Source organism: Roseateles sp., from assembly GCF_039929605.1.
Classification (GTDB): Bacteria; Pseudomonadota; Gammaproteobacteria; order Burkholderiales; family Burkholderiaceae_C; genus Pelomonas.
In genome coordinates this window covers 14,161-37,519 of the sequence record NZ_JBDSQX010000067.1, presented here as the reverse complement: position 1 = coordinate 37,519, position 23,359 = coordinate 14,161, and the positions used below count along the sequence as shown (strand labels likewise).

Sequence of the window (23,359 nt, the reverse complement as noted above, 5' to 3'; positions counted from 1 at the left end):
CATGAGTTACGCCATCAACCTCGAAGGCCGCGTCGCCCTCATCACCGGCGCCTCCAGCGGCTTGGGCGCGCAGTTCGCCCGCACGCTGTCCCAAGCCGGCGCCTGCGTTGTGCTGGCGGGCCGGCGCATCGAGCGGCTGAAGGACCTGCGCGCCGAGATCGAAGGCAATGGCGGCGACGCCCACGTCGTGCAGTTGGACGTGACCGACGTGGCCAGCATCAAGAGTGCCGTGGCCCACGCCGAGACCGAAGTGGGCACGCTGGACATCCTGATCAACAACTCGGGTGTGAGCCGCACGCAGCGCCTCACCGACGTCACCGAGAACGACTACGACTCCGTGATGGACACCAACACGCGCGGCGCCTTCTTCGTCGCGCAGGAAGTGGGCAAACGCATGCTGGGCCGCGCGCGCGGCTCGGCGCCGGGTTCGTTCGTGGGCGGGCGCATCGTCAACATCGCCTCCATGGCCGGCCTGCGCGTGCTGGGCCAGATCGGCGTCTATTCGATGAGCAAGGCCGCCGTCATCCACATGACGCGCGCGATGGCGCTGGAGTGGGGCAAGTACGGCATCAACGTGAACGCCATCTGCCCGGGCTACATCGACACCGAGATCAACCACCACCACTGGGGCACCGAGCAGGGCAAGAAGCTCGTCGAGCTGCTGCCGCGCAAGCGCGTGGGCCAGCCCAAGGACCTGGACACGGCACTGCTGATGCTGTGCGCCAACGAGAGCCATTTCATCAATGGCGCGGTGATTCAAGCCGACGACGGATTTGGCGTGTGAAGCGTGACCTGACCCCGCTGGAGGCCCGCGTCCTCGCCGTCCTCGTCGAGAAGGAAAGCACCGTGCCGGACAGCTACCCGCTGTCTGCGAATGCCTTGACCTCGGGCTGCAACCAGAAGACGGCGCGCGACCCGGTGATGAACGTGAGCGAGTCGGAGGTGCTGACCACGGTGGAGGAACTGAAGGCGCTGCACCTCGTCACCACGGTCAGCGGCAACCGCGTCGTGCGCTACGAGCACAACTTTGCGCGCGGCATGGGCGTGCCCGGTGCCGCGATGGCATTGCTGGCTCAAATGATGCTGCGCGGCCCGCAAACGGCGGCCGAGCTGCGCCAGAACACCGAGCGGCTGCACCGCTTTGCGGATGTGTCGTCGGTTGAAGGCTTTCTGGAAGAGCTGGCCGAGCGCGAGCAGCCCTTTGCGATCAAGCTGGCCAGGGCGCCAGGTGCTCGTGAGGCCCGCTGGGCACACCTCCTGTGCGGCCCGGTGGCGTCGGTCGAGCATGCCATCGCGGCGGCGCTGCCGCGCGATGAGGAGGTGGCCCTGTTGCGCGCCGAGGTCGCCTCGCTGCGCCAGCTCGTCAACCGTATCGCCGCCGAGCTGGGCATCGCGCCGTGAAGTCAGGGACGGGGCTGGCTTGAGCATGCCGGCCGTTGCAGGCGCCGCCCGATGGACCCTGCGCCTGCTCGGTGCCTTCGAATTGAGCGACGGCACCCAGCGCCACGGCAAGCTTGGCACGCGTGCGGCCATGGCCTTGCTGGCGCGGCTGTGCCTGCGCCCGGGCAACGCTCACCCTCGCGAAGAGCTTGTCGAGCTGCTTTGGCCGGATGCTGAAGCCGCCGCTGGCCGCCAGCGATTGCGTCAAACCTTGTCCACGCTCAAGCAGGTGTTGGAGCCGCCGGAGCACGCCGGCTACCAAGTGATCGAGGCGGACCGCCTCAGCATCCGCCTGATGCCCGACCGAGTGCATTGCGACGCCGTCGCCTTCGAGGCTGCCTTCAAGCGCGGCGACCATGAAGTCGCCCACGCGCTGTACGCCGGCGAGCTGTTGCCCGGCTTTTTTGACGAGTGGATTGGCGACGAGCGGTTGCGCCTGGAAGGCCTGCACGACCGTCTGCGGCTGCCCAGCGCGCCGGTCGCGGCAACCTTGCCAGTTGCTGCGCCCGCTGCCGCCAGCGCAGACGCCGATGCCGGCCCCGCTCAGCATCGCCCAGCCTTGCCCGCCTACCTGACGCGCCTGATCGGCGTCGAGTCGCAGGCTGCGCTACTGCGCCTGGAGGTCGCCGAGCATCGCCTGGTCACGCTGATGGGCCCCGGCGGCACGGGCAAGACACGCCTGGCCGTGGAAGTGGCGCAGACGCTGTCGCAAAGCGCCGGCAGCGCCTTCGACATGATCGTTTTCGTACCCCTGGCGGCCTGCCGCACGCGCCAGCAGTTGCTGGACCAGATGCTGCTGTCGCTGCGCTTGACGGGCGGCAAAGGCGGGCCCCAGGCGACGCTGGCGCAGGCGCTGGACGGCCGCCGCGTGCTGCTGGTGTTGGACAACTTCGAGCAGTTGGTGGACGAAGGCGCGGAGGTCGTTGGCGAGCTGAGCGCGCAGTTGCCGCTGCTGCACCAGTTGGTCACGTCGCGCCGCGCGCTGGCGTTGCCGGGCGAGCGCGAGGTGGTTGCGCAGGCCCTGGCTTTGCCCGAGCTCGACGCGCCGCTGGCGGAGTTGGCGCTGAGCCCTGCAGTGGGCCTGTTCGTCGATCGGGCGCGGGCGTCGAAGTCCGACTTCCAGTTGCACGAGGGCAATCGCGCCGCCGTGGTGGACATGGTGCACCTGCTGGACGGCATGCCGCTGGCCATCGAGCTGGCAGCCGCGCGGGTGCGCAGCATGTCGCCGGCCGACATGGCCGCGTCGCTGCGCCTGGCGCGGGAAGGCAAAGCCAGTGCGCTGGACCTGCTGGCCCGAGCGCCGCAGCGCGGCCGGCGCGACACACGCCATCACTCGATGCAGGAGACCATCCACTGGAGTTGGGACCTGCTGGACGATGCACTGCGCCAGTTGCTCGCCGCGCTGACCGTTTTTCAGGGCGGCTTCACGGCCGCAGCGGCGGCCCGGGTGTGCGCAAGCGAGCCCGGCGCGGCGCGCGACATGCCGCTGATGCTCGACGAATTGATGTCGCATTCGCTGCTGCGGGCGCAGGCTGACGGCGACTCCGTGCGCCTGAGCTTGTACGAGCCGATCCGGGAGTTCGCCCAGCGCCGGCTGGATGGCCCGGCGGCGGCCCGCCTGCGCCAGGCGCATGGCCAATGGGCCACCAGTTGGGCGCAGGCGCTGCCGGTCATGCCGGACCTCTCAGCGGTGCAGACCGAGATGCCCAACCTGGTGGCGGCGATGAGCAACGCCGTGGCTGACGGCTTGCCCGGGGCGGCCATCGAACTGGCGCTGGCGCTGGCACCGACGGCCGAAGAGATCAGCCTGGCCGGTGCCGCTGTGGCGGCGCTGGAGGCCGCCGTCGCGGCTTGCGACGACACGCTCCAGAAGAGCCGCGGCCTGACCTTGCTGGGCCGGCTGCTGTTTCGCAGCGGGCGGGGCAACGAGACGCTGGCGTTGGCCCAACAGGGCCTGCTCTTGATGCCGGCCGGCCACCCGGCGCTGCGTGCCCACGCCTTGTTGATGGCCACGCAGGCGGCCGTCAACGCTGGCGAGCGCAGTCGGGCCTTGCTGGCTCAACTGGACGAAGCTCAGGCTATCAGCGAAGGCTTGGGCGACGTCGTGACGCAGGCGCGCATCGCAAGCTGCCGCGCCGACGTTGTGCGCGTCGACGACCTGGCGCAGGCCGAAGCCTTGCAACGCGGTGCGCTGGCCGTCTGGGAAGCCTACGGCGACCGCATCGGTGTGATGCGGGTGCGCTACAACCTGGCCATCCTGGCCTACCGGGCCAGGAACTACGAGGCCATGCGCGCCGAGATCGAGCCCGTCATCGACGAGGCCCGGCGGCTGCAGGCCTGGATGCGGCTGTCGGCGAGCCTGAACGTCCATGGCGGGGCGCTCATGGGCCTGCGCCGCTGGGCGGAAGCGGCAGCCGACACGGCCGCCAGCCTGCGCATGGCTTGGCAGCTCCTGGCGCCGCTGGAGATGGCAGCGGCAATGTCCAACCTGCCCTATCTGCTGCTGCGCAGCGGCAAGCCCGAGGAGGCGGTGCAGATGGCGGGCTTCTTCAGCGTCTACTGGCCTGCGCGTTTCGGGCCCCTGTGGGCGGAAGACGAAGCCGAACTGCGGCGGGTGCAGCGCATCGCCAGGCGGGTGTTGGGCGCCGCCCGCAGCCGCGCCTGCTTCGAGCAGGGCAAGAGCCTGACGCCGGCCCAGGGTGTGGCGCTGGCGTTGGCCGCAGCGTAGGCGCGGGTTGCGCGGAGGCCCCGGCGGGGCTGTGGCGGACGTTTGACGGACTTTTGACAGTTGTTTGACGGTCGGCTTCAACACTGCATTCCAGACGAGGCCGACGGCTCTGTCTCTGAGCCGATAAGTAGTCCTCCACCCCTCATCAGTTACCCATCTTCCAAGGAATCATCATGAACACCACCACCGTCCGCGCCCTGATCTCTGCCACCCTGACCGCCGCCGCCCTGGCCATCGCTCCTGCCGCCAACGCCGCCGCGCTCGCCAACGGCCTGTCGCTCAACGGCATTCAGCTCAATGGCCTCTCGCTCAACGGCCTTCAGTTGAACGGCCTTCAGTTGAACGGCATGAACCTGAACGGCGCCCAGCTCAACGGCGCGGTATTCAACGGGATGAATTTGAACGGCGCGATGCTCAACGGCATGAAAATGAATGGCCTGAACCTGAATGGCTTCAGCCTCAACGGCATGAACCTCAACGGGCTGCAGCTGAACGGCATGACCTTCAACGGCATGAAGCTGAATGGCATGAACCTGAATGGCTTCAGCCTCAACGGCATGACCTTCAACGGGCTGCAACTGAACGGCATGACCTTCAACGGCATGAAGCAAAACGGCATCAGCATCAATGGCTTCGTCGTCAACGGCCTTCGCGCCAACGGTTTCACCCTCAACGGAACTGGCGTGACCGGCAGCGAAAGTGGCTTGCCCGCCGTCGAAAGCATCGTGCTGCAAGACGGCCGCACGCTGGCGGTTCGCTAAAAAGCCACGCATTCACCGGAGCCACCGTCATGCGCTTGTTCGCCGCCTTCATGCTGGCCTTTGCAGCAGCCCTGGTTGCACCAGCTTCTGCCTCAGCCGCCGAGGCCTCGCCGCTGCGCGCGGAAGGCAGCGAATGGGTGCTGCAAACCGCCAGCGGCACGCTGCGTTCGGCAGACCTGGTGGGAGCGCAACTTCGGCTGGCCGGTGGCGCGGTCCTGCGCATCGACAGCGCCCGCCTCACCAATGACGGTGCGGGCCCTGGCTGGTGGGCTCATGAGCTGTCAGTGCAATCCGCTGAGGGCTGGCAACCGCTATGCGCCGCGCACAGCGATGGCACCCACTACGCCGTGGTGCTGCCCGGCCGAGAGCAGGCCGACGGCAGCCTGGCAGACGATCCGACGCGCTACGCCGTCAGCTGCACCAACGGCGCGCTGACCAAGTGCGTGCGCATGGGATACGCGCCGTGGTCCCCCAAAGCCGAAGGGGGCACCTTGCTGCCGATGTTCAACGCCTGTGTGCGCATGGTGCGTGGCGACTACGGTGGCGGTGGCGTCCCCTTCACTGAAAACGGCCAGAAGATCGACGTCTACGACGACGCTGGCCTGCAAATCGCCGACATGTCGCCCAGCCAAGTGTTCGAAGCCGGCTGGAACGAGCACGGCGCCGTCTGTGTGCACCACATGCGCGTGGCTGGCAAATTAGCTGCCGGCGAACTTGAGGCCCGTTTCCCGCAGCTGCGCGGCCGGGTCGGCGCTGTTTGCACAGAAGCCTTTGCCCGTGCCCACGGCGCGACCGTGTTCAATCGCTCTGCGGATACCACTCCGCGCTGAAGGCGGGTGCTGCGCCACTCGCCGGGCGCGCGCGAGGCACGCTGGGCGCATCTGCTGTGCGGCCTGGTGGCGTCGATCGAGCATGCGATGGCGGCAGCGTTGCCGCGCGATGAGGAGGTTGCCTTGTTGCGCGCCGAGGTCGCTTCACTGCACAGCCTCATCAATCGCATCGCTGCGGAGCTGGGCATTGAGCCATGAGGCGGCGGCGGTCGACGGTGAATCCCTGCTGCCGGGCTTAGCCGCCGGAGATGACGGTCCCGCGGCAGTCGCCGAAACCGATGCGGGCCGAACCGGAACGCTCGCACCAGGCGCGCAGGCAGACGGTATCGCCGTCCTCCAGGTAGAGACGCTGTTCGCCGTTCGCGAGCAGGACGGGGCGCTGGCCGCCCCGCGTCAGCTCCAGCAGGCAACCCAGTTCGCTGTCGCCGGGGCCGGACTGCGTGCCCGTGCCCAGCAGGTCGCCGGGGCGCAAGGCGCAGCCGCCCTCGGTGTGGTGGGCCACCATCTGCGCCACCGACCAGTAGCAATGCCCGAAGCTGCTGCGCGAGAGGGGGAACTCCTCGGCACCGCCCCGGGCGGTGAGCAGCGAGGCCTGGAGCTGGATGTCGAGCCCCTGCAGTTCCGCTGGCTGCGTCGACTGCAGGTGAGGCAGCGTGGGCGGGTCATCGGCGGTCCTGGGCAGCGGGCAACGGTAGGGCGCCAGCGCCTCCAAGGTGACGATCCATGGTGAGACCGAGGTCAGGAAGTTCTTCGCCAGGAAGGGGCCGAGCGGCATGGCCTCCCAGGCCTGGACGTCGCGGGCCGACCAATCGTTGAGGATGGAGAAGCCGAAGACATGCGCCTCGGCTTCATCCACGGCGATGCGCGAGCCGCGGGCATTGCCGGGCCCTATCCATGCGGCGAGTTCGAACTCGTAGTCCAGCCGCTGGGTCGGGCCGAACGATGGCGCGGAGTTGCCAGGCAGACGCGTCTGGCCGTGCGGTCTCCCCACCGGCGCGCCGCTGACGTCCACCGTCGACGACCGGCCGTGGTACGCAATGGGCAGCCAGCGGAAGTTGGGCAGGGGCGGCGCGTCGGGCTGGAAGATCCGCCCCGCGTTGAGCATGTGATGCCAGGACGTGAAGAAGTCGGTGTAGTCGCCGACCGACGCCGGCAGCGCGAACTCCGCATCAGCCTGCGCCACGAGGCACGAAGCCAGCTGCCCTTGTTCCGCCGCACCGGCGCGCAGGACCCGTGAGAGCTCGCCGCGCAGCTGGCGCCAGGCCGGCGGCCCCATGGCCATGAGGCCGTTCAATGTGGGCGCCTGCGCCGCCTGCATGACGGCGGCCAGGGCCGGGCTGAACGCGCCCGTCTCACTGGCCGCCGCGAGGTCGAGGATCTGGCTCCCGATGGCGACGCCGCCGCGGAAGCGCTCGTCCTGGCCGCGGCGCCTGAACACGCCATGGGGCAGGTTCTGGATCGGAAAGTCGCAGCCCGGGTTCTGCGCGGATTGAACCCAGCTCCGCAGTGCCGGATCGTGTGTGGCGTTCAACAACATGGCTGCTCCTGTCTCGATGCCGTGGCCGGTGTCAGAAGCGATGGCGGATGCCGACGCCGCAGCTGCTGCCGTTGGCGCTGACCGCCGAGAACGGGAAGGGCAGCGTGAGCGTCTGCGTCCTGTCGTTCATGGCGATGGCGTATACGTCCGTGCGCTTGGAGAAGTTGTAGTCGTAGCCGACGGTGAGCACGGCGCGCTTGATACTGCCGCCCGGGGCGGTGGCGGGCGACGGGGAGGGCGTGTCGCCGGTCTTGCGCTGCGCGTAGCCGGCCAGGAAGTTCCCCGAACGGAAGGGCACTTGAACGCTGACTTCGGTGATGCGATAGCCGACGTCCTGCGGTGCCGTTTCGACGCCGTTGTTCTGCAGCCGGCCCAGGTGCGCAAAGACCTTCGCCACCTGGAAGTCGTAGGAGCCGCCCAGCATCCAGGTCTTGACGTTGTTCCTGGAGGTGCCATCGGCGAACGTCGTCGGATCCTTCTTCACCGACTGCCAGGCGAGGGACGCCGCGAACGAGCCCTGGGCATAGGCGATGCGCGCGCCGGAGTTGGCGCCGCCCTGGCCTTCCGACATGGAGCGTGCCAGGTTGAACACGAAGCCCGCCATGTTCGGGCTGTCGTAGACCACGGAGTTGCTCCAGCCGGTGCCGCCGGCCTGGGGTGTGCCGATGTGGGTGACCAGGTTCAGGGGGCCGAAGACGGTCGAGTCGGCAAAGGCGTTGGACGTGATGTTGCTGAGGTAGAGCAGCGTCGTGATGTTGCCCAGGCGGACGCGGCCGAGGTCCTTGCTGGTGAGGCCGACCCAGCTGTAGCGCGACCAGAAGGGATCGGCGGCCACGCTGACGGGCGCGGGGACGGCGTCGGCACGGCCGGAGGCGCCGGTGTCGTTGCGCAGGAAGGTGGCGAAGTCGAAGCTGGCGCTCAGGCCGCCGCCGAGGTCCTCGGCCCCGCGCAGGCCGAGATAGCTCGTCGACAGGCCGCCGCCGTCGAGCTTCCAGATCGGCTTGTCGACGGCGTTGACGCCGGTGGCCGGGCCGGTCATGCGCCCGGCGAAGGCGTCGAGGCCGCCGTACACGGTCACGCTCGATTGCGCGGCGGCGGGCCCGCATGCCGAAATCAGCAGGGCGGCGTGAAGGATGCGCTTGGGGTTCATGGTCTGTCTCCGATTTGTTGGACTGAGGGGCGAGTCATGCCCTGCCCCCATGCCGGGCATGGAGGCAAAACAAGAAACCTGGGGAGGGAGCGCGCTCGCGCGCTGGGGGCCTGGAGCGCTAGGGCGCTACGGCGAGGAGGCCTGCAGGCACTCGTCGAAGATGGCGACGGCGCGGGTCCAGCCCGCTGAGGCGTTGCGGATCTTGTGGGGGAAGCAGGAGATGTAGAAGCCGTGGGGCGGCAGCGACTCGAGGTTGTGCAGCTTCTCGAGGTGGCAGTAGCCGATGTCGCGGCCGGCCTTGTGGCCTTCCCAGATCAGGGACGCGTCCTGGGTCTGGCCGTACTTCTTGGCGGTGTGGACGAAGGGGGCATCCCAGCTCCAGGCATCGGTGCCGGTCAGGCGGATGCCGCGGTCCAGCAGGTAGCGGGTCGCGTCGTAGCCCATGCCGCAGCCGGCGCTGACGAAGTCGCGCTCGCCGTAGCGCGAGCCGGCGCGCGTGTTGACGACGACGATCTCCAGCGGCTTGAGCTGGTGATCGATGCGCTTGAGCTCGGCCTCGACCTCATCGGCGGTGACGACATGGCCATCGGGCAGGTGGCGGAAGTCCAGCCTGACCCCGGGCTGGAAGCACCATTCCAGCGGCACGTCGTGGATGGCGATCGCCGACCGCTTCTCACCGAGCGCCGCGTCCATCGTGCTGTGGAAATGCCAGGGCGCGTCGAGGTGCGTGCCGTTGTGGGTGGACAGCTGGACCAGCTCGACCGCCCAGCCCTCGCCGTCGGGCAGGTCTTGCCTGCGCAGGCCGGGGAAGAACGGCGCGATCTGCTCGTAGGTGTGCTCGTGGGTGAAGTAGGTGATCTTCGGTTCGAGCCCGGGCGGGTCCGAGGCGATGTCGTTCTCGAGAAAGATGGACAGATCAACGAAGCGGCGTGACATGGAGGAACCTTGAGGGATGGGACGATGGCGTCAGGGACGCTGCCAGCGAAGGAGCCGCCGCTCTGCGACAGCCAGGATGACGTTGCTGGTGAAGCCGATGAGGCCCAGCAGGAGGGCGCCGGCGAAGAGCTCGCCGGACTGGAAGGACCGCGCCGCCAGCAGCACGGCCTGGCCGAGCCCGGGTTGCGAGGCCACCATCTCGCCGACCACCGAGACGATGAGCGACACGGTCATCGCCAGGCGCATGCCTGCCAGGATGTCGGGCATCGCGTTCGGCAAGCCGATCTTGAGCAGGTAGTCCATGCGGCTGAGCTGCAGGGCCGCAGTCACTTCCTTCAGCCGCACATGGACCGACGCGACGCCGTGGCTTGTCGCCAGCAGCACCGGCCACATCGCGCCGATCGCCACCACGGCCAGCACCATGCCGGCGGACAGGCCGAAGACGGCGATGGCCAGAGGGATCAATGCCGAAGCCGGCAAGGGGCGCAGGAACTCCAGCGTCGGCTCGATCCAGGCTCGCGCGACCGGCGAGCTGCCGATCCATGCGCCGAGCACGATGCCCAGCAACGAGGCCAGGAACCAGCCCATGGCCATCCGGCCCAGGGTCGCGAGGGTGAAGGCCAGCAGCTGGCCGTTGGCGAGGCCGTCCGCCAGGCTGTCGAATGCGATGGCCGGGGAGGGGAGGAACACCCGGCTGACCCAGCCGAACTTGGTGGCCAGCCACCAGGCGGCGCCCACGGCGGCCAGCATCGCCAGGGAACAGAGGGCGTCGACGACGTGGCTGCGCCTCATCGCTGCACCTCGCCCATCCGGCGCGCCACCGCTCGCTGGACACGCTCCGCGAGCGCATTGATGGCGAACCCGACCAGGCCGATCCACCCCAGCCAGGCCATCATCAGCGCGGGGGACAGGCTTTGCTGGGCAAGCATCAGCGCGTAGCCCATGCCGTCGGGATTGGCGGCGATCTCCACGGTCACGGCCACGATCAACGCAATCGCCACGCCCAGCCTGAATGCCACGAAGAGCCGGGGCAGCACCGCCGGCAGCACGATCTTCACGGCCCGCTGGGTCGGGGTCAGCTGGAGCGCGGCGCTGACTTCGATCAGGCGGGGCTCAAGCTGACGCACGGCGTTCTGGCAGAGGATCAGCATGGGCCAGAAGGTGGCGAAGGCGATGACGCTCACCTCCATCGAGACCCCGAAGCCGAAGGCCAGCATGGCAATCGGGATGAGCGCCACCGACGGCACCGGGCGGAGCATCTCGACGGTGAGAAAGCTCGTCGCCGCCGCGCGCCGCGACAGGCCCGTCAGCAGGCCGAACAACAGGCCCAGCGCCATGCCGATCAACAGCCCCAGCCCGGCGCAGCTCAGCGTGAAAGCGGTGGCCTGCAGCAGGGAGCCATCCTTCAGCGCCGAGAAGAACGAGACGACTGCGGCCGTCGGCGCGGCGAGGCTGTCGCTGTCCCGGCCCAGCGTCCTGGCGAACGCTTCCAGGCCGGCCAGCGCGGCAAGGGGCAATGCGAGGGGGCGAAGCAGCCCCATCAGGGGATCAGCCATGGCCATGCCCCAGGTAGCCGTAGAGCTCGCGCCGCAGGCGCAGGAACTCGGGATGCTCCTTGGTCGCCAGCTGATCCCTCGGCTTGGGGAGGTTCACGTCGATGACGCGGGCCAGGCTGGGCCGCCCCGGGCCCGGATAGGCGCGCAGGGCCACCACGCGGTCGCCGAGATAGATGGCCTCCTCGAGGTCATGGGTGACGAACAGCACCGTCAGGCCGGTCTCGCGCACCAGGCGGGCCAGCTCATCCTGGAGGCTCTCGCGGGTCATCGCGTCGAGGGCGCCGAAGGGCTCGTCCATCATCAGCAGGTCCGGCTTCTGCGCAAGGCAACGCGCGATCTGCACGCGCTGCTGCATGCCGCCGGACAACTGGGCAGGGAACTTCCCGGCGTGCGCCAGCAGGCCCACGGTGTCCAGCACGGCACGGGCCTGCGGGCCGCGCTGCGCGCGGGCGACGCCGGCGGCTTCCAGGGCCAGTTCCACATTGCCCTGGACGGTTCGCCACGGCAGCAGGGCACGGCCGTAGTCCTGGAACACGAAGGCCACCTCGCGGGAGGGGCGTTCGATCACCTGACCACGCCGTTGCACGGAACCCCCGCTGGGCTTGACGAAGCCCGCCGCGGCACGCAGCAGCGTCGTCTTGCCGCAGCCGGAGGGGCCGATGATGCTGATGAACTCGCCGCGCGCGACCTTGAAGTCGGTCGGGGAGAGGATCTCCTGGCCGCCAAAACTGATGGCGACGTTGACGAACTCCAGGATGTCTTCGCGCGGCGCTGCGGCGCCTCCGGTCCGGATGTCGAGCACGGGATGGGCAGCCATGATCGTCAGGCCTTGGCGATCAGGCTGGCGTAGTCCGGTTCGCTCTTGAGGTAGCCCTGCTCGCGCATCAACTGGCCCCAGTACTGGAGATGCTTCGCAGTCACCACCGGCGCCGGGGGCGAGATCTGCATGGCCTGGGCGACGGGCGCCGGCAGCTTCAGGTATTTGCCAAGCGCGGCGCGCACGGCGGCCTCATTGCCGGGCTTGGCGATGAACTGGGCGGCCTCGCCAATGGCGCTGCGGAAACCCTTCACCGCCGCCGGGTTCTTCAGTGCCCATTCCCGCGTGGCGATGTGCACGACCGTCGGCGGGCCGTCGGGCAGGAAGGTGGAGAAATAGGCCGCGACCTTGGCCTCCCCGCTGGCAAGCATGCGGGCCATGAAGGGGCCGGCGGTGACCACGGCGTCGACCGTGCCGGCACGCAGCAGGTCGGCGTGCTGCGGGAAGGGCGCCTCGACAAAGCTCACCTTGCTCTGGTCGACGTGGCTCATCTTCAGCCATTGGCGAAAGACGACGTGCAGCAGCGCACCCAGGCCCGGCACGGCGATCTTCCTGCCCGCGCAATCTGCCGCGCTGGTGATGCCGGCGCCGGGCTTGGTGACCAACCCGACCTCCGTGAAGGTCTTGGACAGGGCCCCGCCGCCGCCGACCACGACCTGATCCAGGCCACCGGAGACCGCCTGGAGGTAGGCCGTGGGCGTCGGCCCGCCCATCTGCAGCGAGCCGGACTGCACCGCCGGCAGGATGGTCGGGTTGAGCGGGATGAAGCGCAGGTCGACATCGAGCCCCTGCCTGGCGAACATGCCGTGCTCGGCGGCGACGAAGACCGTCGCGAAGTCGGTGACGGCCGAGTAGCCGTAGGCCAGCCGGGTGGGTTCCGCCGCCCGGGCCAGGGGCAGGGCGGTGCCGACGCCGGCCGCCACGAAGCTGCGCCGATTGAGGGTCGAGTCCATTGTGTTTGTCTCCTTCGTGAATGAGGCGGTGTCGTCTGTCGATCCGGCCGCAGCCGGGGGGCGATCCGATCACCCGTCGTTGAACAAGTGTGCAATACATTGAACGACCGTACAAACTAGGGGAAACGTGGACGACACCGATTGACCCCGAATCGCGTGGCAGGCCTAGTTCGACTTGGTCGACTTGGTCGACTTGGTCGGCTTCTTCGACGTTTTCGACGTTTTCGGCGAACCGGCCGGCTGCTTGCCCGGCGAAGCCCTGGCGACTCGCGGCGCGCCGCTGGGGGCGCCCGTGACGGCCTGGAATCCGTGGCTCAGGAAGGCCAGCAACGTGGCCTTGGCGTTGGGGTCGGCCGCACGGTTCTCGCCCCGGGACAGACGCTCGACACGCTTGTCCGCCAGGAAGTGCAGCAGCGCGCCCAGCATGAACTGGTAGCACCAGGCCACCTGGCCCCGGCTGACGCCTGGAGCGGTGGTCATCAGGGCGTCGATGAACGCGTTCGCCAGGGGGTCGAAGAACTCAAGGTTGGCCCGTTCCGCCTCGGGTGTCGGCGCGGCCAGGTCGCGTGCCGCCATCTGGGCGTAGTACTGGCCTTCGGGATGCTGGTGCAGCGCAATCAGGGGGCTGGCGAAGGAGTCCAGGATGCGCGCCAGCCTGAGGCCGACGTCCGGCTCCGCCACTGCGGCCCGGAGGGCTTCCAGGCGGCCTTCGATGGCCGAACTCCAGGACTGGAAGATCGCGTGATAGAGCTCATGCTTGGCGCCGTAGTAGTAGCCCACCAGCGCGAGGGGCACGCCCGCCTCAGCCGCGATGTCGCGGATCGACACGGCGTGGAAGCCGCGCAGAGCGAACAGCTTCTCGGCCGCGAGCAGGATGTTGGTGCGACGGTCGGGCTGCGCTTCACGCTGGCTGGCGCGACCTGTCGCCACGCGCCTCAGGGGCGGGCTGGCGGGGGCGTCCGGGTCCGATGCGAGCTTCGGCGTCTTGTTGGCGGGCATGGGCGAATCTTGGGAGGCGGTGGGCGCCGGGCATGTTAATCGTTGAACTGAACGACCGTACAAACCGGCGCATGCCGTTATTCCGACCTGCCTCGCGTCATCTACGCCGGGGACGGCGCGACAACGAGCGACGCCCAGGCCGACAAGGCCGTCGCCTTGCCGGAGTGGGCGCGCGCGCTCGTTACTTGAACGAGTACTTCGCGCTGACGTAGGCGAAGCGGCCGCGCGGGTCGGTGTAGCTCGGGTCGTAGCCGCTCAGGAAGAAGTAGGCCTGCTGCGAGAACGGCGGCGCCTTGTCGAACAGGTTCTGCACGCCGGCACGCAGGGTCAGCGCCTTCGTGGCCTCCCACGCCGCCGACAGGTTCCACAGCGAATAGGCATCCACCTTGCGGTCCGGCTTGCCGATGACGTGCTGGTCGTTGTAACGCGACAGATAGGTGTTGGACAGCGTGAACGAGAAGGGGCCAGTTTCGTAGTCGACGCTGGCCGTGTGGCGCCAGCGTTGCACGACGCCGTCGTTGATGAAGACGTTGAGGTTGCTGACGTAGGGGTCGCCGTCGCCGGTCTGCTGCTCGGACTTCAGCGTCAGCGTGCCGTTCAGGCGCAGGCCGAACTGGCCCACGCCGGTCTTGAGGTTGGTCAGCGCGATGCCGAAGTCCAGGCCGGAGATGCGCTGCTTGCCGCGGTTTGCCTTGATCAGGTCGATAGCGTCGATGTCGCCGTCCTCGTCGCGGTGGACGAGGTCCCCGTACTTGGTGAGGTTGCCGAGGATGACGTCCACGCCCAGCGTGCTGATCAGGTTGCGCTTCTCGATGTTCCAGTAGTCGACATTGAGGTTGACGCCCCGCTGCGGCTCGAAGACGACGCCGGCCGAGAACTGGCGCGACTTCTCCGGCTTGAGATTGGGGTTGCTGTAGTTCAGCGTGACCCAGATGTCGGAGCAGTCGGTCACGGTGTTCGTGGGGTCGGCGGCCAGGCAGACCGGGTCCACCAGCGTGGCCGACGAACCCTGAGTGAGCGGGCGGTACAGGTCCGACAGGCTGGGCGCGCGGAAGCCCTTGCCCACGGAGGCGCGCAGCAGCAGCTCGGGCGAGGGCACGTACTTCAGGCCCAGCTTCGGGCTGACCGCGCCGCCGCTGACCTGGTAGCGCTCGTAGCGAACCGCGGCCTGCAGTTCCAGCTGCTTGGTGACGGGTGCGCTGATCTCGGCAAAGGTCGCACCGACCCGGCGCGACTTGCCGAAGTCGGAGTCGGGGCCTTGCGAGGTCTCGCCGAGGATGAGGTCGTTCTTCAGCGCGTCGGACTGGTGGTAGTTCTGCTTCTCGCGGCGCAGTTCCCCGCCGAAGGCCAGGGCCAGGTCGCCGCCGGCCAGCCTGGCGAGGGCTTTGGAGGCCTTGAAGTCCAGGCTGTCCATCGTGCCAGTCGCTCGGCGCACCTCGCCGCGGATCTGTGCCTCCTCGTACAGCGCCAGGCCAGCGGCGCCGGACGCGCTGAACGCGTTCAGCGTGCCGGCGGCAAAGCCGTCCATGATCATTTGCTCGTTCAGGTAGCCCTGGTAGTCGCGATCCGACACCTTGCTGGTGCTGTGGTTCAGCGCCCATTCATAGTCCCAGCCCGCCAGGACGCCGTTGGTGCCGAGCACGAAGCGGTTGGTCGACGACACCAGCTCGCTGGTGCGCAGGCCAGCCTCCTGGAGCCGGGTGCGCACGACGAGGATGCGGCGCTCGTCGCCCGCTTCGAAGGCCGCCAGTCCGGTGTTCTTCAGCGCCGGCACCAGCGAGACGTCCATCTCGGCATCCACGCGGTTGGGCGTGCCGGTGTAGAGGGTGCGCGCCCGTGCCAGTGAGGCTTCGGCGAAGAACTGGTGGCCGCCGCCGAGGTTGAACACGCCGCGGGTGAACAGGCTGCTTTTCTTCGACTTCGGGTACAGCTCGATGTCGCGCATGTAGTCGTAGGTGCAGCCGTCGACGCCGCCGATGCCGTCGGGCAGGTAGAGCGTGGCCGGCGCGTTGCAGCCGGTGGCCGCCGCCGGGTTGATCGTGTAGCCGCTGATGACGTCCTTGCCGTTGGCCTTGTAGCCTTCTTCGATCAGCAGATCGCGTTGCTCGGAGCCCGGCAGGTTCTCGTCCAGCTTGATGTTGCCGGGGAAGCCGGCGCTGGACAGCAGGTCCGGCAGGCGGCCGGGGATGTCCAGATCCTTGATGAACTTGCGCTTGGACGCGTTCAGGCTCGTGGTCTTCTGCACGTCCAGCACGGCCATCACGTTGAAGCCGTCGCGGCCGTAGTCGCCGAAGCCGCCGGCCAGCGTGGCCGAGCGCTTGTTGGCGCCGCCGCCCTCGGTCGTGTTGCCAGCCAGCGCGCTGACCTCGACGCCGGTGAAGTCCTTGCGGGTGATGAAGTTGATGACGCCGCCGATGGCGTCCGAGCCGTACAGCGACGAGGCACCGTCCAGCAGGATCTCGACGCGCTGGATGGCCGCCGCCGGGATGCTGTTCAGGTCCACGCCGGCGGCATCGCCGGGCGACGCAAAGTTGGCGACGCGGCGGCCGTTCAGCAGCACCAGCGTGGACGACACGCCCAGGCCGCGCAGGTTGGCGGCATTGAGACCCATCTGGTCGCGAAAGCCACCGTAGCCCACGCTGCCGCCGTCCGTCAGGTTAGAGGCGCTGGCGCTGAGGCGCGCGATCAGTTCGGCGGCTGTCGTCACGCCGGCCTTGTCGATCTCGGCCCGTGTGATGACCTGCACCGGCAGCGCCGTCTCGCCCTCGATCCGCTTGATGGCCGAGCCGGTGATCTCAACGCGCTCAAGCGTGGACTGGGCCTGGGCGGCGCAGGTCATGGCCAGTAGCGCGGCGGCCAGGGCAATGCGGGACGGACAAGGGTTTTTCATCTGCGGGCTCCAATCGGCTGGGTGATTGGGCGCGAGTCTAGGCACCGTTGCGCTAGCGGTCGGTCTCCAGAGATGAGTTTCGTCTCGCGCGCGCCACGCCGTTTATCGTTCGTAGGAGGCAGGTCGTCACGAGCCGTCTGTCATCATGGCGCGTTGGAACAAGGAGATCTCGGGCATGAGGGCATGGATCTGGGCCGGTTTGGCCGTAGCGGCATTGACGGCGGGCGTGCAGGCGGCGCAGCCGGCTTCGCCTCCTGCGCCGGCAGCAAGTTCGGTGCAGGGCTTGAGGCTGTTGCGCCCGGCAGCAGCGCCGCACACGAATGCGCCCAAGCCGGCACCTGCCGCAGGCTTGTCTGCGGCGCCCGCGCCCGTTTTGATTCCCGTCGTCGAGGCCGAACCCAATATCCGCGGCTACGCCGTGCCCATCGGCGGCGCGCTCAAGGCCGACAACGAGGAGGTCTGGCAGCGCATCGTGCAGCTTGCCGGCGGCAAGGGGTCTCGCTTCGTCGTTTTCGGCACCGCGAGCGAGGATCCCGAAGCCAGCGCCAAGCAGGTCGTCGACCTGCTGCAGCGACGCGGCGCCGTGGCCGAGGCACTGCCGGTGGCGCCCAAGTTCCTGTGGGTGGACCTGAACAAGGTCGTGCGAGACCCGGCCCTCATCGCCAAGGTCAAGGCCGCCAAGGGCATCTTCTTCACGGGTGGCACGCAGGAGCGCATCGTCGACGTGCTGCAGCCGGGCGGCCAGAGCACACCCATGCTGGAGGCCATCTGGGACGTCTACCGTAAGGGCGGCGTCGTGGCCGGCACGTCGGCGGGCGCGGCGATCATGAGCACCATCATGTTCCGCGATGCGCCCAGCGTCATCAACATCCTCAAGGGCCGCTTCGCCGATGGCAAGCAGGTCGACCGCGGCCTGGGCTTCGTCGGGCCGCATCTGTTCGTCGACCAGCACTTCCTCAAGCGGGGGCGCTTCGGCCGAATGATCCCGCTGATGATGGCCAAGGGCTACAAGATCGGCCTGGGCGTGGACGAGAACACGGCGGCCATCATCCGCGGCGATGAGATCGAGGTCATCGGTGACCGCGGCGCCCTGATCGTCGACCTGACCGAGGCCAAGAGCGACTCCACGCTCGGCGCCTTCAACGTGCAGGGCGCACGGCTGTCGTATCTGGAGCACGGCGACCGCTATCACATGCGTGCCCGCTCGACGACGCCGTCGGCGCCCAAGCTGCGCGGCGAAACACACGACCCGGAGTCGCCGAACTTCAAGCCCTACTACACCGACGACGTCTTCCACCTCGACATGCTGGGCGACTCGACGATCTCCGGCGCGATGAGCCGCCTCATCGACAGCGTGCGCAGGGAGGTCAAGGGCCTGGCCTTCGACGTGCTGCCGCGCGCCAACGACCCGCTGGCCGAACTGGGCTTCCTGTTCCGCCTCTACAAGGGCTCGGACTCATTGGGCTGGAGCACCGAGGAGTTCGGCGGCGAGCAGTTCACCGTGACCAATCTCTACCTCGACATCAGCCCCGTGCGCCTGCCCATGCCGCTGTACGGCGGCTGGAACGGCGCGCCCAGTCCGGCTGCCGGGCCGGCTGCACCGGCGCCGCCCGCCTCCGCGCCCTCGGGCCAGTAGCCGAAGCCGCACAAGCAGCAGGCTGGTCACAAGCCTTACCTCTGCTAGGGCACGCCCCGTTGCCGGAGTCGGCGTGGGGCTGCGATCATCACGGGCTTGTGAAACCAGCCCGGCCGGCGCTCGTCGCCCCGGGGCCGTGCCCATCTTGCAGACCCCTTCCCAAGCCGGCACCGTCGTCGTCATCGGCGGTGCACTGAAAGCCGACAGCGATGCCGTCTGGCAGCGCATCGTCGATGAGGCCGGCGGCCCCGGCGCGCGCATCGCCGTCTTTCCGACGGCCGCCTACGAGCCCGAGCGCATCGCCGCCCAGATCGTCTCGGCCTTGACCCGCTGCGGCGCGGTTGCCGAGGTCATTCCCATTGCGCCTCATCTGCCCGGCGTCGACCTGCAGGCGCGGCTGCACGACCCGGCGCTGATCGCCCGCGTGGCCGCCAGCCGCGCGGTGTTCTTCTCGGGCGGGGCGCAGGAGTACATCGTCGACACGCTGCTGCCCGATGGCCGGCCCACGGCCATGTTGAACGCCATCCGCGCCGTCTTCGAGGCTGGCGGCGTCATCGCCGGCACCAGCGCCGGCGCGGCTGCCATGAGCCGTGTGATGTTCCGCGATGCCATGGACAACTTTGCCGTGCTGAAGGGGCTTTTGCGCGCGGGCCGCGAGTACGACCGCGGCCTGGGTTTCGTGCGCGACGGGCTGCTTATCGACCAGCACTTTCTCAAGCGTGGCCGCATCGGCCGCATGCTGCCGGCGCTGCAGACCCTGAGTTGCCGGCTGGGCCTGGGGGTGGACGAGAACGCCGCCGTCGTCATCAAGGGCAGCGAGCTGGAGGTCATCGGCGGCAGCGGGGCCTTGCTCGTCGACCTGTCCGAGGCCACGCACGACGCCATGCTGCCCGCCTTCAACCTGCGCGGCGCGCGGCTGTCCTATCTCGACGCGGGGGACCGCCATGATCTCGCCAGCGGTGTGACGACGCCGGCAGCGCGCAAATTGCGCGGGCGGCGCATCGAGCCGGGCGCGCCTGGCTTCAAGCCGGCAGACGCCACGGGCCGCTACTTCCTGGACATCCTCGGCGAGGGCTGTGTCCTCGCTGCGCTGACGCAGTTGCTCGACGGCCCCGAGCCCGAGGTGTTCGGCCTGGCCTACCGGGCCAGCCCCCAGCCGCAAGAGGCCCAGCCCGACCTTGGCTTCGAGTTCCGCCTGCACCGCGGGCCGGGCCTCGTTGGCTGGCGCGACCCGGCGCCAGGCAGCGATGGCTGCACCTTGCTCGACGCCCGGCTCGACGTGATCCCCGTGCGTGTGGCCATGCCGCTGTACACGCCGCTGGTGCCCGAGCCGCTGCACGTGGTCGAATGACCCGGTCGACGCATCGCGTCGAGGAGACTCACCATGAAGAAGATTGCCATTGCCCTGACGGCCACGTTGCTGGCCGCGGCCGCACACGCCACCGACGTCGGCGTGTCCGTGCAGATCGGCCAGCCCGGCTTCTACGGGCGCATCGACATCGGCAACGCCGCGCCGCCGCCCGTCATGCTGCGCGAGCCGGTGTGGGTGCAGCGCCGGCCGGTCCATGTCGAGCCCGTCTACATGCGCATTCCGCCGGGGCACCAGAAGAACTGGGCCAAGCATTGCGCGCGCTACAACGCCTGCGGTGTGCCGGTCTACTTCGTCCGCGAGGACTGGTATGAGGAGCGCTACAACCGCCGTGACGAGGGCGACCGGGGCCATGGCGAGGAGCCGGGGAAGGGCGAGGGCCACGGCAAGGGGCATGGCAAGGATCATGGCAAGGGGCACGGCAAGGGCCGCGACTGATCGGTCGGCCAGTGGCGCGACACAATCGCGCCATGGCTGAACTCGACACCCGACCCGAAGGCTTCCAGCGCGTGGCCGCCGCCCTGGCCGCGAACGCGCATCCGCACCGCCCGCTGTGGCTGGACGTCGCCGCCCGCACCGCCCAGGAAGCGGCCGACGCCCTCGGCGTGACGCTGGGCCAGATCGCCAAATCCGTTGTCTTCCGCGTCAAGGCCGACGGGGCTGCAGACGAGGCGGTGCTCGTCATCACCTCGGGCGACAAGCGCGTCGACGAGGCCAGGCTCAAGCCCCACACCGGCACGCTGGGCCGCGCGGATGCCGATTTCGTCAAGGCACGCACCGGTTTTTCCATCGGCGGCGTGTCGCCCGCCGGTTTCGCCCCTGCCGACGGCGCCGCGCCGCCCCGGCTGTTCATCGACCGCGAGCTGTTCCGCTTCGACATCATCTGGGCGGCGGCCGGGCACCCGAACGGCGTGTTCAAGCTGACACCGGCCGAGTTGGAGAAGCTGACGGGCGCGCCGGTCATCGACGTGGTTCAAGCATGAAACCTGCGGTCGCCTCGCCCTGCGTCGACGTCTGCGAGATGGACGCTGCCACCGGGTGGTGCTGCGGCTGCGCGCGCCGACTCGACGAGATCGCCGGCTGGGGCGGCGCGCCCGAAGCCGTGCAGCGCCACATCCTTGACCAACTGCCCGAGCGCCGCGTCGAGATGCACCGCCATGGCCTGTGGCTCGGCCCGTGGCCGCAGACCGAGGAACAGGACCGATGAAGCAGCTGACCTTCTATTTCGACCCCATCTCGCCCTATGCGGCACTGGGGTTTGAAGCCCTGCCCGAAGCGCTGGCGGGGCACAGCGTGGAGGTCATCTACAAGCCGATCCTGTTCGCAGCGCTGCTGCAGGCACTGGGCCAGAAAGGCCCGGCCGAGATCGCGGCCAAGCGGCGCTGGACCTTCCGCCAGGTGGCCTGGCTGGCGCACCGCCAAGGCATCGTGCTGGACCCGCCGGCCCAGCATCCCTTCAACCCGCTGCCGCTGCTGCGCCTGGCCTGGGCCAGCGCCGCGCCCGAGGGCCAGCCAGGCGACACGCCCAGCCGTTGGGTTGTCGAGCAGCTCTTCCATCACGTCTGGCGCGGCGGCGGGGCCGATGCCAACGATGCCGCCCGCCTGGCCGCGCTGGCCGAACGCCTCGCGCCCGCGCAGGAACCGTCCGGCGACGCCGTCAAGCAGCGTCTGCGCAGCGAGACCGAGGCCGCGCTGGCGCTTGGCGTGTTCGGCGTGCCCACGGTCGAGTTCGAGGGCCGCCTGTTCTGGGGTCAGGACGCGCTGCCGATGGTGCGCGCGGCGCTCGAAGGCGACCCCTGGTTTCGCAGCGGCGTGTGGGACTCGGCGGCCCAGCTGCGGCCCGGCATCGCGCGCCGCCACTGACACAGACAGTCTCGGGACTTACCCGCGACAGCGTTATTTTCCCGCATTGAGAAACGCTAACCAAGGGTTGCTGCGGAGTTTGTCAGCTTCGATTCAGACTCGCGTCAGAACACGGTCAGAGGCGCGCTGAATAGTCCACGCCAAGGGAAGCCTGTGGGGCGGCCCGACAACTGACGGAGACTTATCAATGGCAACTGCGACTTCAACGGCCGCCACGCCGATGACCAAAGAGGAGAAGAAGGTCATCTTCGCCTCCTCGCTGGGCACGGTGTTCGAGTGGTACGACTTCTACCTCTATGGCTCGCTCGCGGCCATCATCGCCAAGCAGTTCTTCGCAGGTCTTGACCCGCAGGCTGCCTTCATCGCATCGCTGATGGCCTTTGCCGCCGGCTTCATCGTGCGCCCCTTCGGTGCGCTGGTGTTCGGCCGCTTGGGCGACATGATCGGCCGCAAGTACACCTTCCTGGTCACCATCCTGATCATGGGCCTGTCGACGTTCATCGTGGGCGTGCTGCCCTCCTACGCGACCATCGGCGCTGCCGCTCCGGTCATCCTGATCGCTCTGCGCCTGCTGCAAGGTCTGGCGCTTGGCGGTGAGTACGGTGGTGCTGCCACCTACGTGGCCGAGCACGCACCGCATGGCAAGCGCGGCGCCTACACGTCTTGGATCCAGACGACCGCGACGCTGGGCCTGTTCCTGTCGCTGATGGTCATCCTGGGCACCCGCACGGCGCTGGGCGAGAAGGACTTCGCCGACTGGGGCTGGCGTGTGCCTTTCATCGTCTCCATCCTGCTGCTGGGCGTTTCGGTGTGGATTCGTTTGAGCATGAACGAGTCGCCCGCCTTCCAGAAGATGAAGGCCGAGGGCAAGACCTCCAAGGCGCCGCTGACCGAGTCCTTCGGCCAGTGGAAGAACCTGAAGATCGTCATCCTGGCGCTGTTCGGCCTCGTGGCCGGTCAGGGTGTGGTCTGGTACACGGGGCAGTTCTATGCGCTGTTCTTCCTGACCTCGGTGCTCAAGGTCGACCCTGCCTCCGCCAACATCTGGATCGCCATCTCGCTGATCCTGGGCACGCCCTTCTTCGTCATCTTCGGCACGCTGTCGGACAAGATCGGCCGCAAGCCCATCATCATGGCCGGCCTGCTGCTGGCTGCGCTGACGTACTTCCCGCTGTTCAAGGCGCTGACCGGTGCGGCCAACCCCGACCTGGCCCATGCCCAGGAGACCTCCAAGGTCACGCTGACCACCAACATGGCCAGCTGCTCCTTCCAGGGCAGCCCGACGGCGCGTGAGGTGGACTTCACGAGCGCCTGCGACATCGCCAAGCGCGCTCTGGCCCAGTCGTCGGCCAGCTCCGAGACCGTCGAAGCCGCCGCCGGTGCAGCCACCGTCGTTCGCATCGGTGACAAGGAGATCGCCGTGCCCACGGCCGTCAAGCTGACCGAGCACAAGTTCGATGAAGCCAGCACCAAGGCCGTCGGCGCCTTCAAGAAGGACCTGGCCGAAGCGATGAAGGCCGCCGGCTACCCCGCCAAGGCCGACATGAGCAAGGCGAACGTGCCTCTGGTCATCGGCATTCTGTTCATCCTGGTGCTGTATGTGACGATGGTCTACGGCCCGATCGCGGCCATGCTGGTCGAGATGTTCCCGACCCGCATCCGCTACACCTCGATGAGCCTGCCGTATCACATCGGCAACGGCTGGTTCGGCGGCATGCTGCCTTCCATCACCTTCGCGATGGTGGCGCAGAACGGCAACATCTATCACGGCCTGTGGTACCCCATCGTCATCGCCGTGATGACCTTCGTCATCGGCGTGCTGTTCGTCCGCGAGACGAAGGACGTGGATATCTACGCCAAGGACTGATGAACCGAGGGCAGTGCCTGCGCACTG

Annotated in this window: 22 protein-coding genes; 13 read left to right on the top strand and 9 right to left on the bottom strand. The window is 68.4% G+C overall.

The genetic code is table 11. The annotated features are described in order from the left end of the window. The first annotated feature begins 1 nt into the window (after position 1). The 6 genes from ABIS05_RS09465 (at position 2) to ABIS05_RS09440 (ending at position 5,957) form a co-directional block, all read left to right on the top strand. The gene (locus ABIS05_RS09465) at positions 2–784 is read left to right on the top strand and encodes an SDR family oxidoreductase (protein WP_348009338.1); all 783 of its coding nucleotides are present in this window, start codon (positions 2–4) and stop codon (positions 782–784) included. After that, complete coding sequence (locus ABIS05_RS09460) at positions 781–1,401, top strand: YceH family protein (protein WP_348009337.1); 621 nt, start codon at positions 781–783, stop codon at positions 1,399–1,401. Before ABIS05_RS09465 ends, ABIS05_RS09460 begins: the two co-directional genes overlap by 4 nt. A gap of 25 nt (positions 1,402–1,426) precedes the next feature. Then, on the top strand, positions 1,427–4,168 hold the full coding sequence (locus tag ABIS05_RS09455; RefSeq protein WP_348009336.1) for an NB-ARC domain-containing protein: 2,742 nt from the start codon (positions 1,427–1,429) through the stop codon (positions 4,166–4,168). A 173-nt stretch (positions 4,169–4,341) separates the two neighbouring features. Then, entirely contained in the window at positions 4,342–4,929 is a 588-nt protein-coding gene (locus tag ABIS05_RS09450; protein ID WP_348009335.1) for a pentapeptide repeat-containing protein, read from the top strand. 29 nt (positions 4,930–4,958) lie between these two features. Further along, complete coding sequence (locus ABIS05_RS09445; protein ID WP_348009334.1) at positions 4,959–5,759, top strand: ADYC domain-containing protein; 801 nt, start codon at positions 4,959–4,961, stop codon at positions 5,757–5,759. Positions 5,760–5,765: 6 nt separating this feature from the next. Next, positions 5,766–5,957 (top strand): hypothetical protein, encoded by a 192-nt coding sequence (locus tag ABIS05_RS09440; RefSeq protein WP_348009333.1) that lies wholly within the window; start codon positions 5,766–5,768, stop codon positions 5,955–5,957. 37 nt (positions 5,958–5,994) lie between these two features. On the opposite strand, the gene fahA is transcribed toward ABIS05_RS09440, so the two are convergent. The 9 genes from fahA to ABIS05_RS09395 all read right to left on the bottom strand — a co-directional run bounded on the left by fahA (position 5,995) and on the right by ABIS05_RS09395 (position 16,597). Continuing rightward, positions 5,995–7,296 carry a fumarylacetoacetase gene (fahA, locus tag ABIS05_RS09435; protein WP_348009332.1) on the bottom strand — a complete coding sequence of 434 codons (1,302 nt, stop codon included), beginning with the start codon at positions 7,294–7,296 and terminating at the stop codon, positions 5,995–5,997. Positions 7,297–7,327: 31 nt separating this feature from the next. After that, positions 7,328–8,446 carry a porin gene (locus ABIS05_RS09430; protein WP_348009331.1) on the bottom strand — a complete coding sequence of 373 codons (1,119 nt, stop codon included), beginning with the start codon at positions 8,444–8,446 and terminating at the stop codon, positions 7,328–7,330. A 126-nt stretch (positions 8,447–8,572) separates the two neighbouring features. Further along, on the bottom strand, positions 8,573–9,382 hold the full coding sequence (locus ABIS05_RS09425; protein WP_348009330.1) for a cyclase family protein: 810 nt from the start codon (positions 9,380–9,382) through the stop codon (positions 8,573–8,575). A 30-nt stretch (positions 9,383–9,412) separates the two neighbouring features. Further along, a complete protein-coding gene (locus ABIS05_RS09420) occupies positions 9,413–10,174 on the bottom strand; it encodes an ABC transporter permease (protein WP_348009329.1) in 762 nt (253 codons plus the stop codon). Continuing rightward, positions 10,171–10,944, bottom strand: coding sequence for an ABC transporter permease subunit (locus ABIS05_RS09415; protein ID WP_348009328.1), 774 nt, complete (start codon positions 10,942–10,944; stop codon positions 10,171–10,173). Before ABIS05_RS09415 ends, ABIS05_RS09420 begins: the two co-directional genes overlap by 4 nt. Beyond that, the gene (locus tag ABIS05_RS09410) at positions 10,931–11,755 is read right to left on the bottom strand and encodes an ABC transporter ATP-binding protein (protein ID WP_348009327.1); all 825 of its coding nucleotides are present in this window, start codon (positions 11,753–11,755) and stop codon (positions 10,931–10,933) included. Before ABIS05_RS09410 ends, ABIS05_RS09415 begins: the two co-directional genes overlap by 14 nt. Positions 11,756–11,760: 5 nt before the next feature. Further along, a complete protein-coding gene (locus tag ABIS05_RS09405) occupies positions 11,761–12,708 on the bottom strand; it encodes an ABC transporter substrate-binding protein (RefSeq protein ID WP_348009326.1) in 948 nt (315 codons plus the stop codon). A gap of 165 nt (positions 12,709–12,873) precedes the next feature. Next, on the bottom strand, positions 12,874–13,707 hold the full coding sequence (locus tag ABIS05_RS09400) for a TetR/AcrR family transcriptional regulator (protein WP_348009325.1): 834 nt from the start codon (positions 13,705–13,707) through the stop codon (positions 12,874–12,876). A gap of 181 nt (positions 13,708–13,888) precedes the next feature. Beyond that, on the bottom strand, positions 13,889–16,597 hold the full coding sequence (locus tag ABIS05_RS09395) for a TonB-dependent receptor (protein ID WP_348009324.1): 2,709 nt from the start codon (positions 16,595–16,597) through the stop codon (positions 13,889–13,891). A gap of 175 nt (positions 16,598–16,772) precedes the next feature. On the opposite strand from ABIS05_RS09395, the gene ABIS05_RS09390 reads away from it, so the two are divergent. The 7 genes from ABIS05_RS09390 (at position 16,773) to ABIS05_RS09360 (ending at position 23,332) form a co-directional block, all read left to right on the top strand. Further along, entirely contained in the window at positions 16,773–18,233 is a 1,461-nt protein-coding gene (locus ABIS05_RS09390; RefSeq protein WP_348009323.1) for a cyanophycinase, read from the top strand. Positions 18,234–18,378: 145 nt separating this feature from the next. After that, positions 18,379–19,584: a cyanophycinase gene (locus ABIS05_RS09385; RefSeq protein WP_348009322.1), complete on the top strand. Its 1,206-nt coding sequence runs from the start codon at positions 18,379–18,381 to the stop codon at positions 19,582–19,584. A 33-nt stretch (positions 19,585–19,617) separates the two neighbouring features. Beyond that, positions 19,618–20,040, top strand: coding sequence for a hypothetical protein (locus ABIS05_RS09380; RefSeq protein ID WP_348009321.1), 423 nt, complete (start codon positions 19,618–19,620; stop codon positions 20,038–20,040). 32 nt (positions 20,041–20,072) lie between these two features. Beyond that, positions 20,073–20,585 carry a YbaK/EbsC family protein gene (locus ABIS05_RS09375; protein ID WP_348009320.1) on the top strand — a complete coding sequence of 171 codons (513 nt, stop codon included), beginning with the start codon at positions 20,073–20,075 and terminating at the stop codon, positions 20,583–20,585. Continuing rightward, positions 20,582–20,809 (top strand): DUF1289 domain-containing protein, encoded by a 228-nt coding sequence (locus ABIS05_RS09370; RefSeq protein ID WP_348009319.1) that lies wholly within the window; start codon positions 20,582–20,584, stop codon positions 20,807–20,809. Before ABIS05_RS09375 ends, ABIS05_RS09370 begins: the two co-directional genes overlap by 4 nt. Further along, positions 20,806–21,465: a DsbA family protein gene (locus ABIS05_RS09365; protein WP_348009318.1), complete on the top strand. Its 660-nt coding sequence runs from the start codon at positions 20,806–20,808 to the stop codon at positions 21,463–21,465. The genes ABIS05_RS09370 and ABIS05_RS09365 overlap by 4 nt, the downstream gene beginning before the upstream one ends. A 187-nt stretch (positions 21,466–21,652) precedes the next feature. Next, positions 21,653–23,332, top strand: a complete 1,680-nt coding sequence (locus ABIS05_RS09360; protein WP_348009317.1) for an MFS transporter — start codon at positions 21,653–21,655, stop codon at positions 23,330–23,332. Positions 23,333–23,359: the final 27 nt, after the last annotated feature.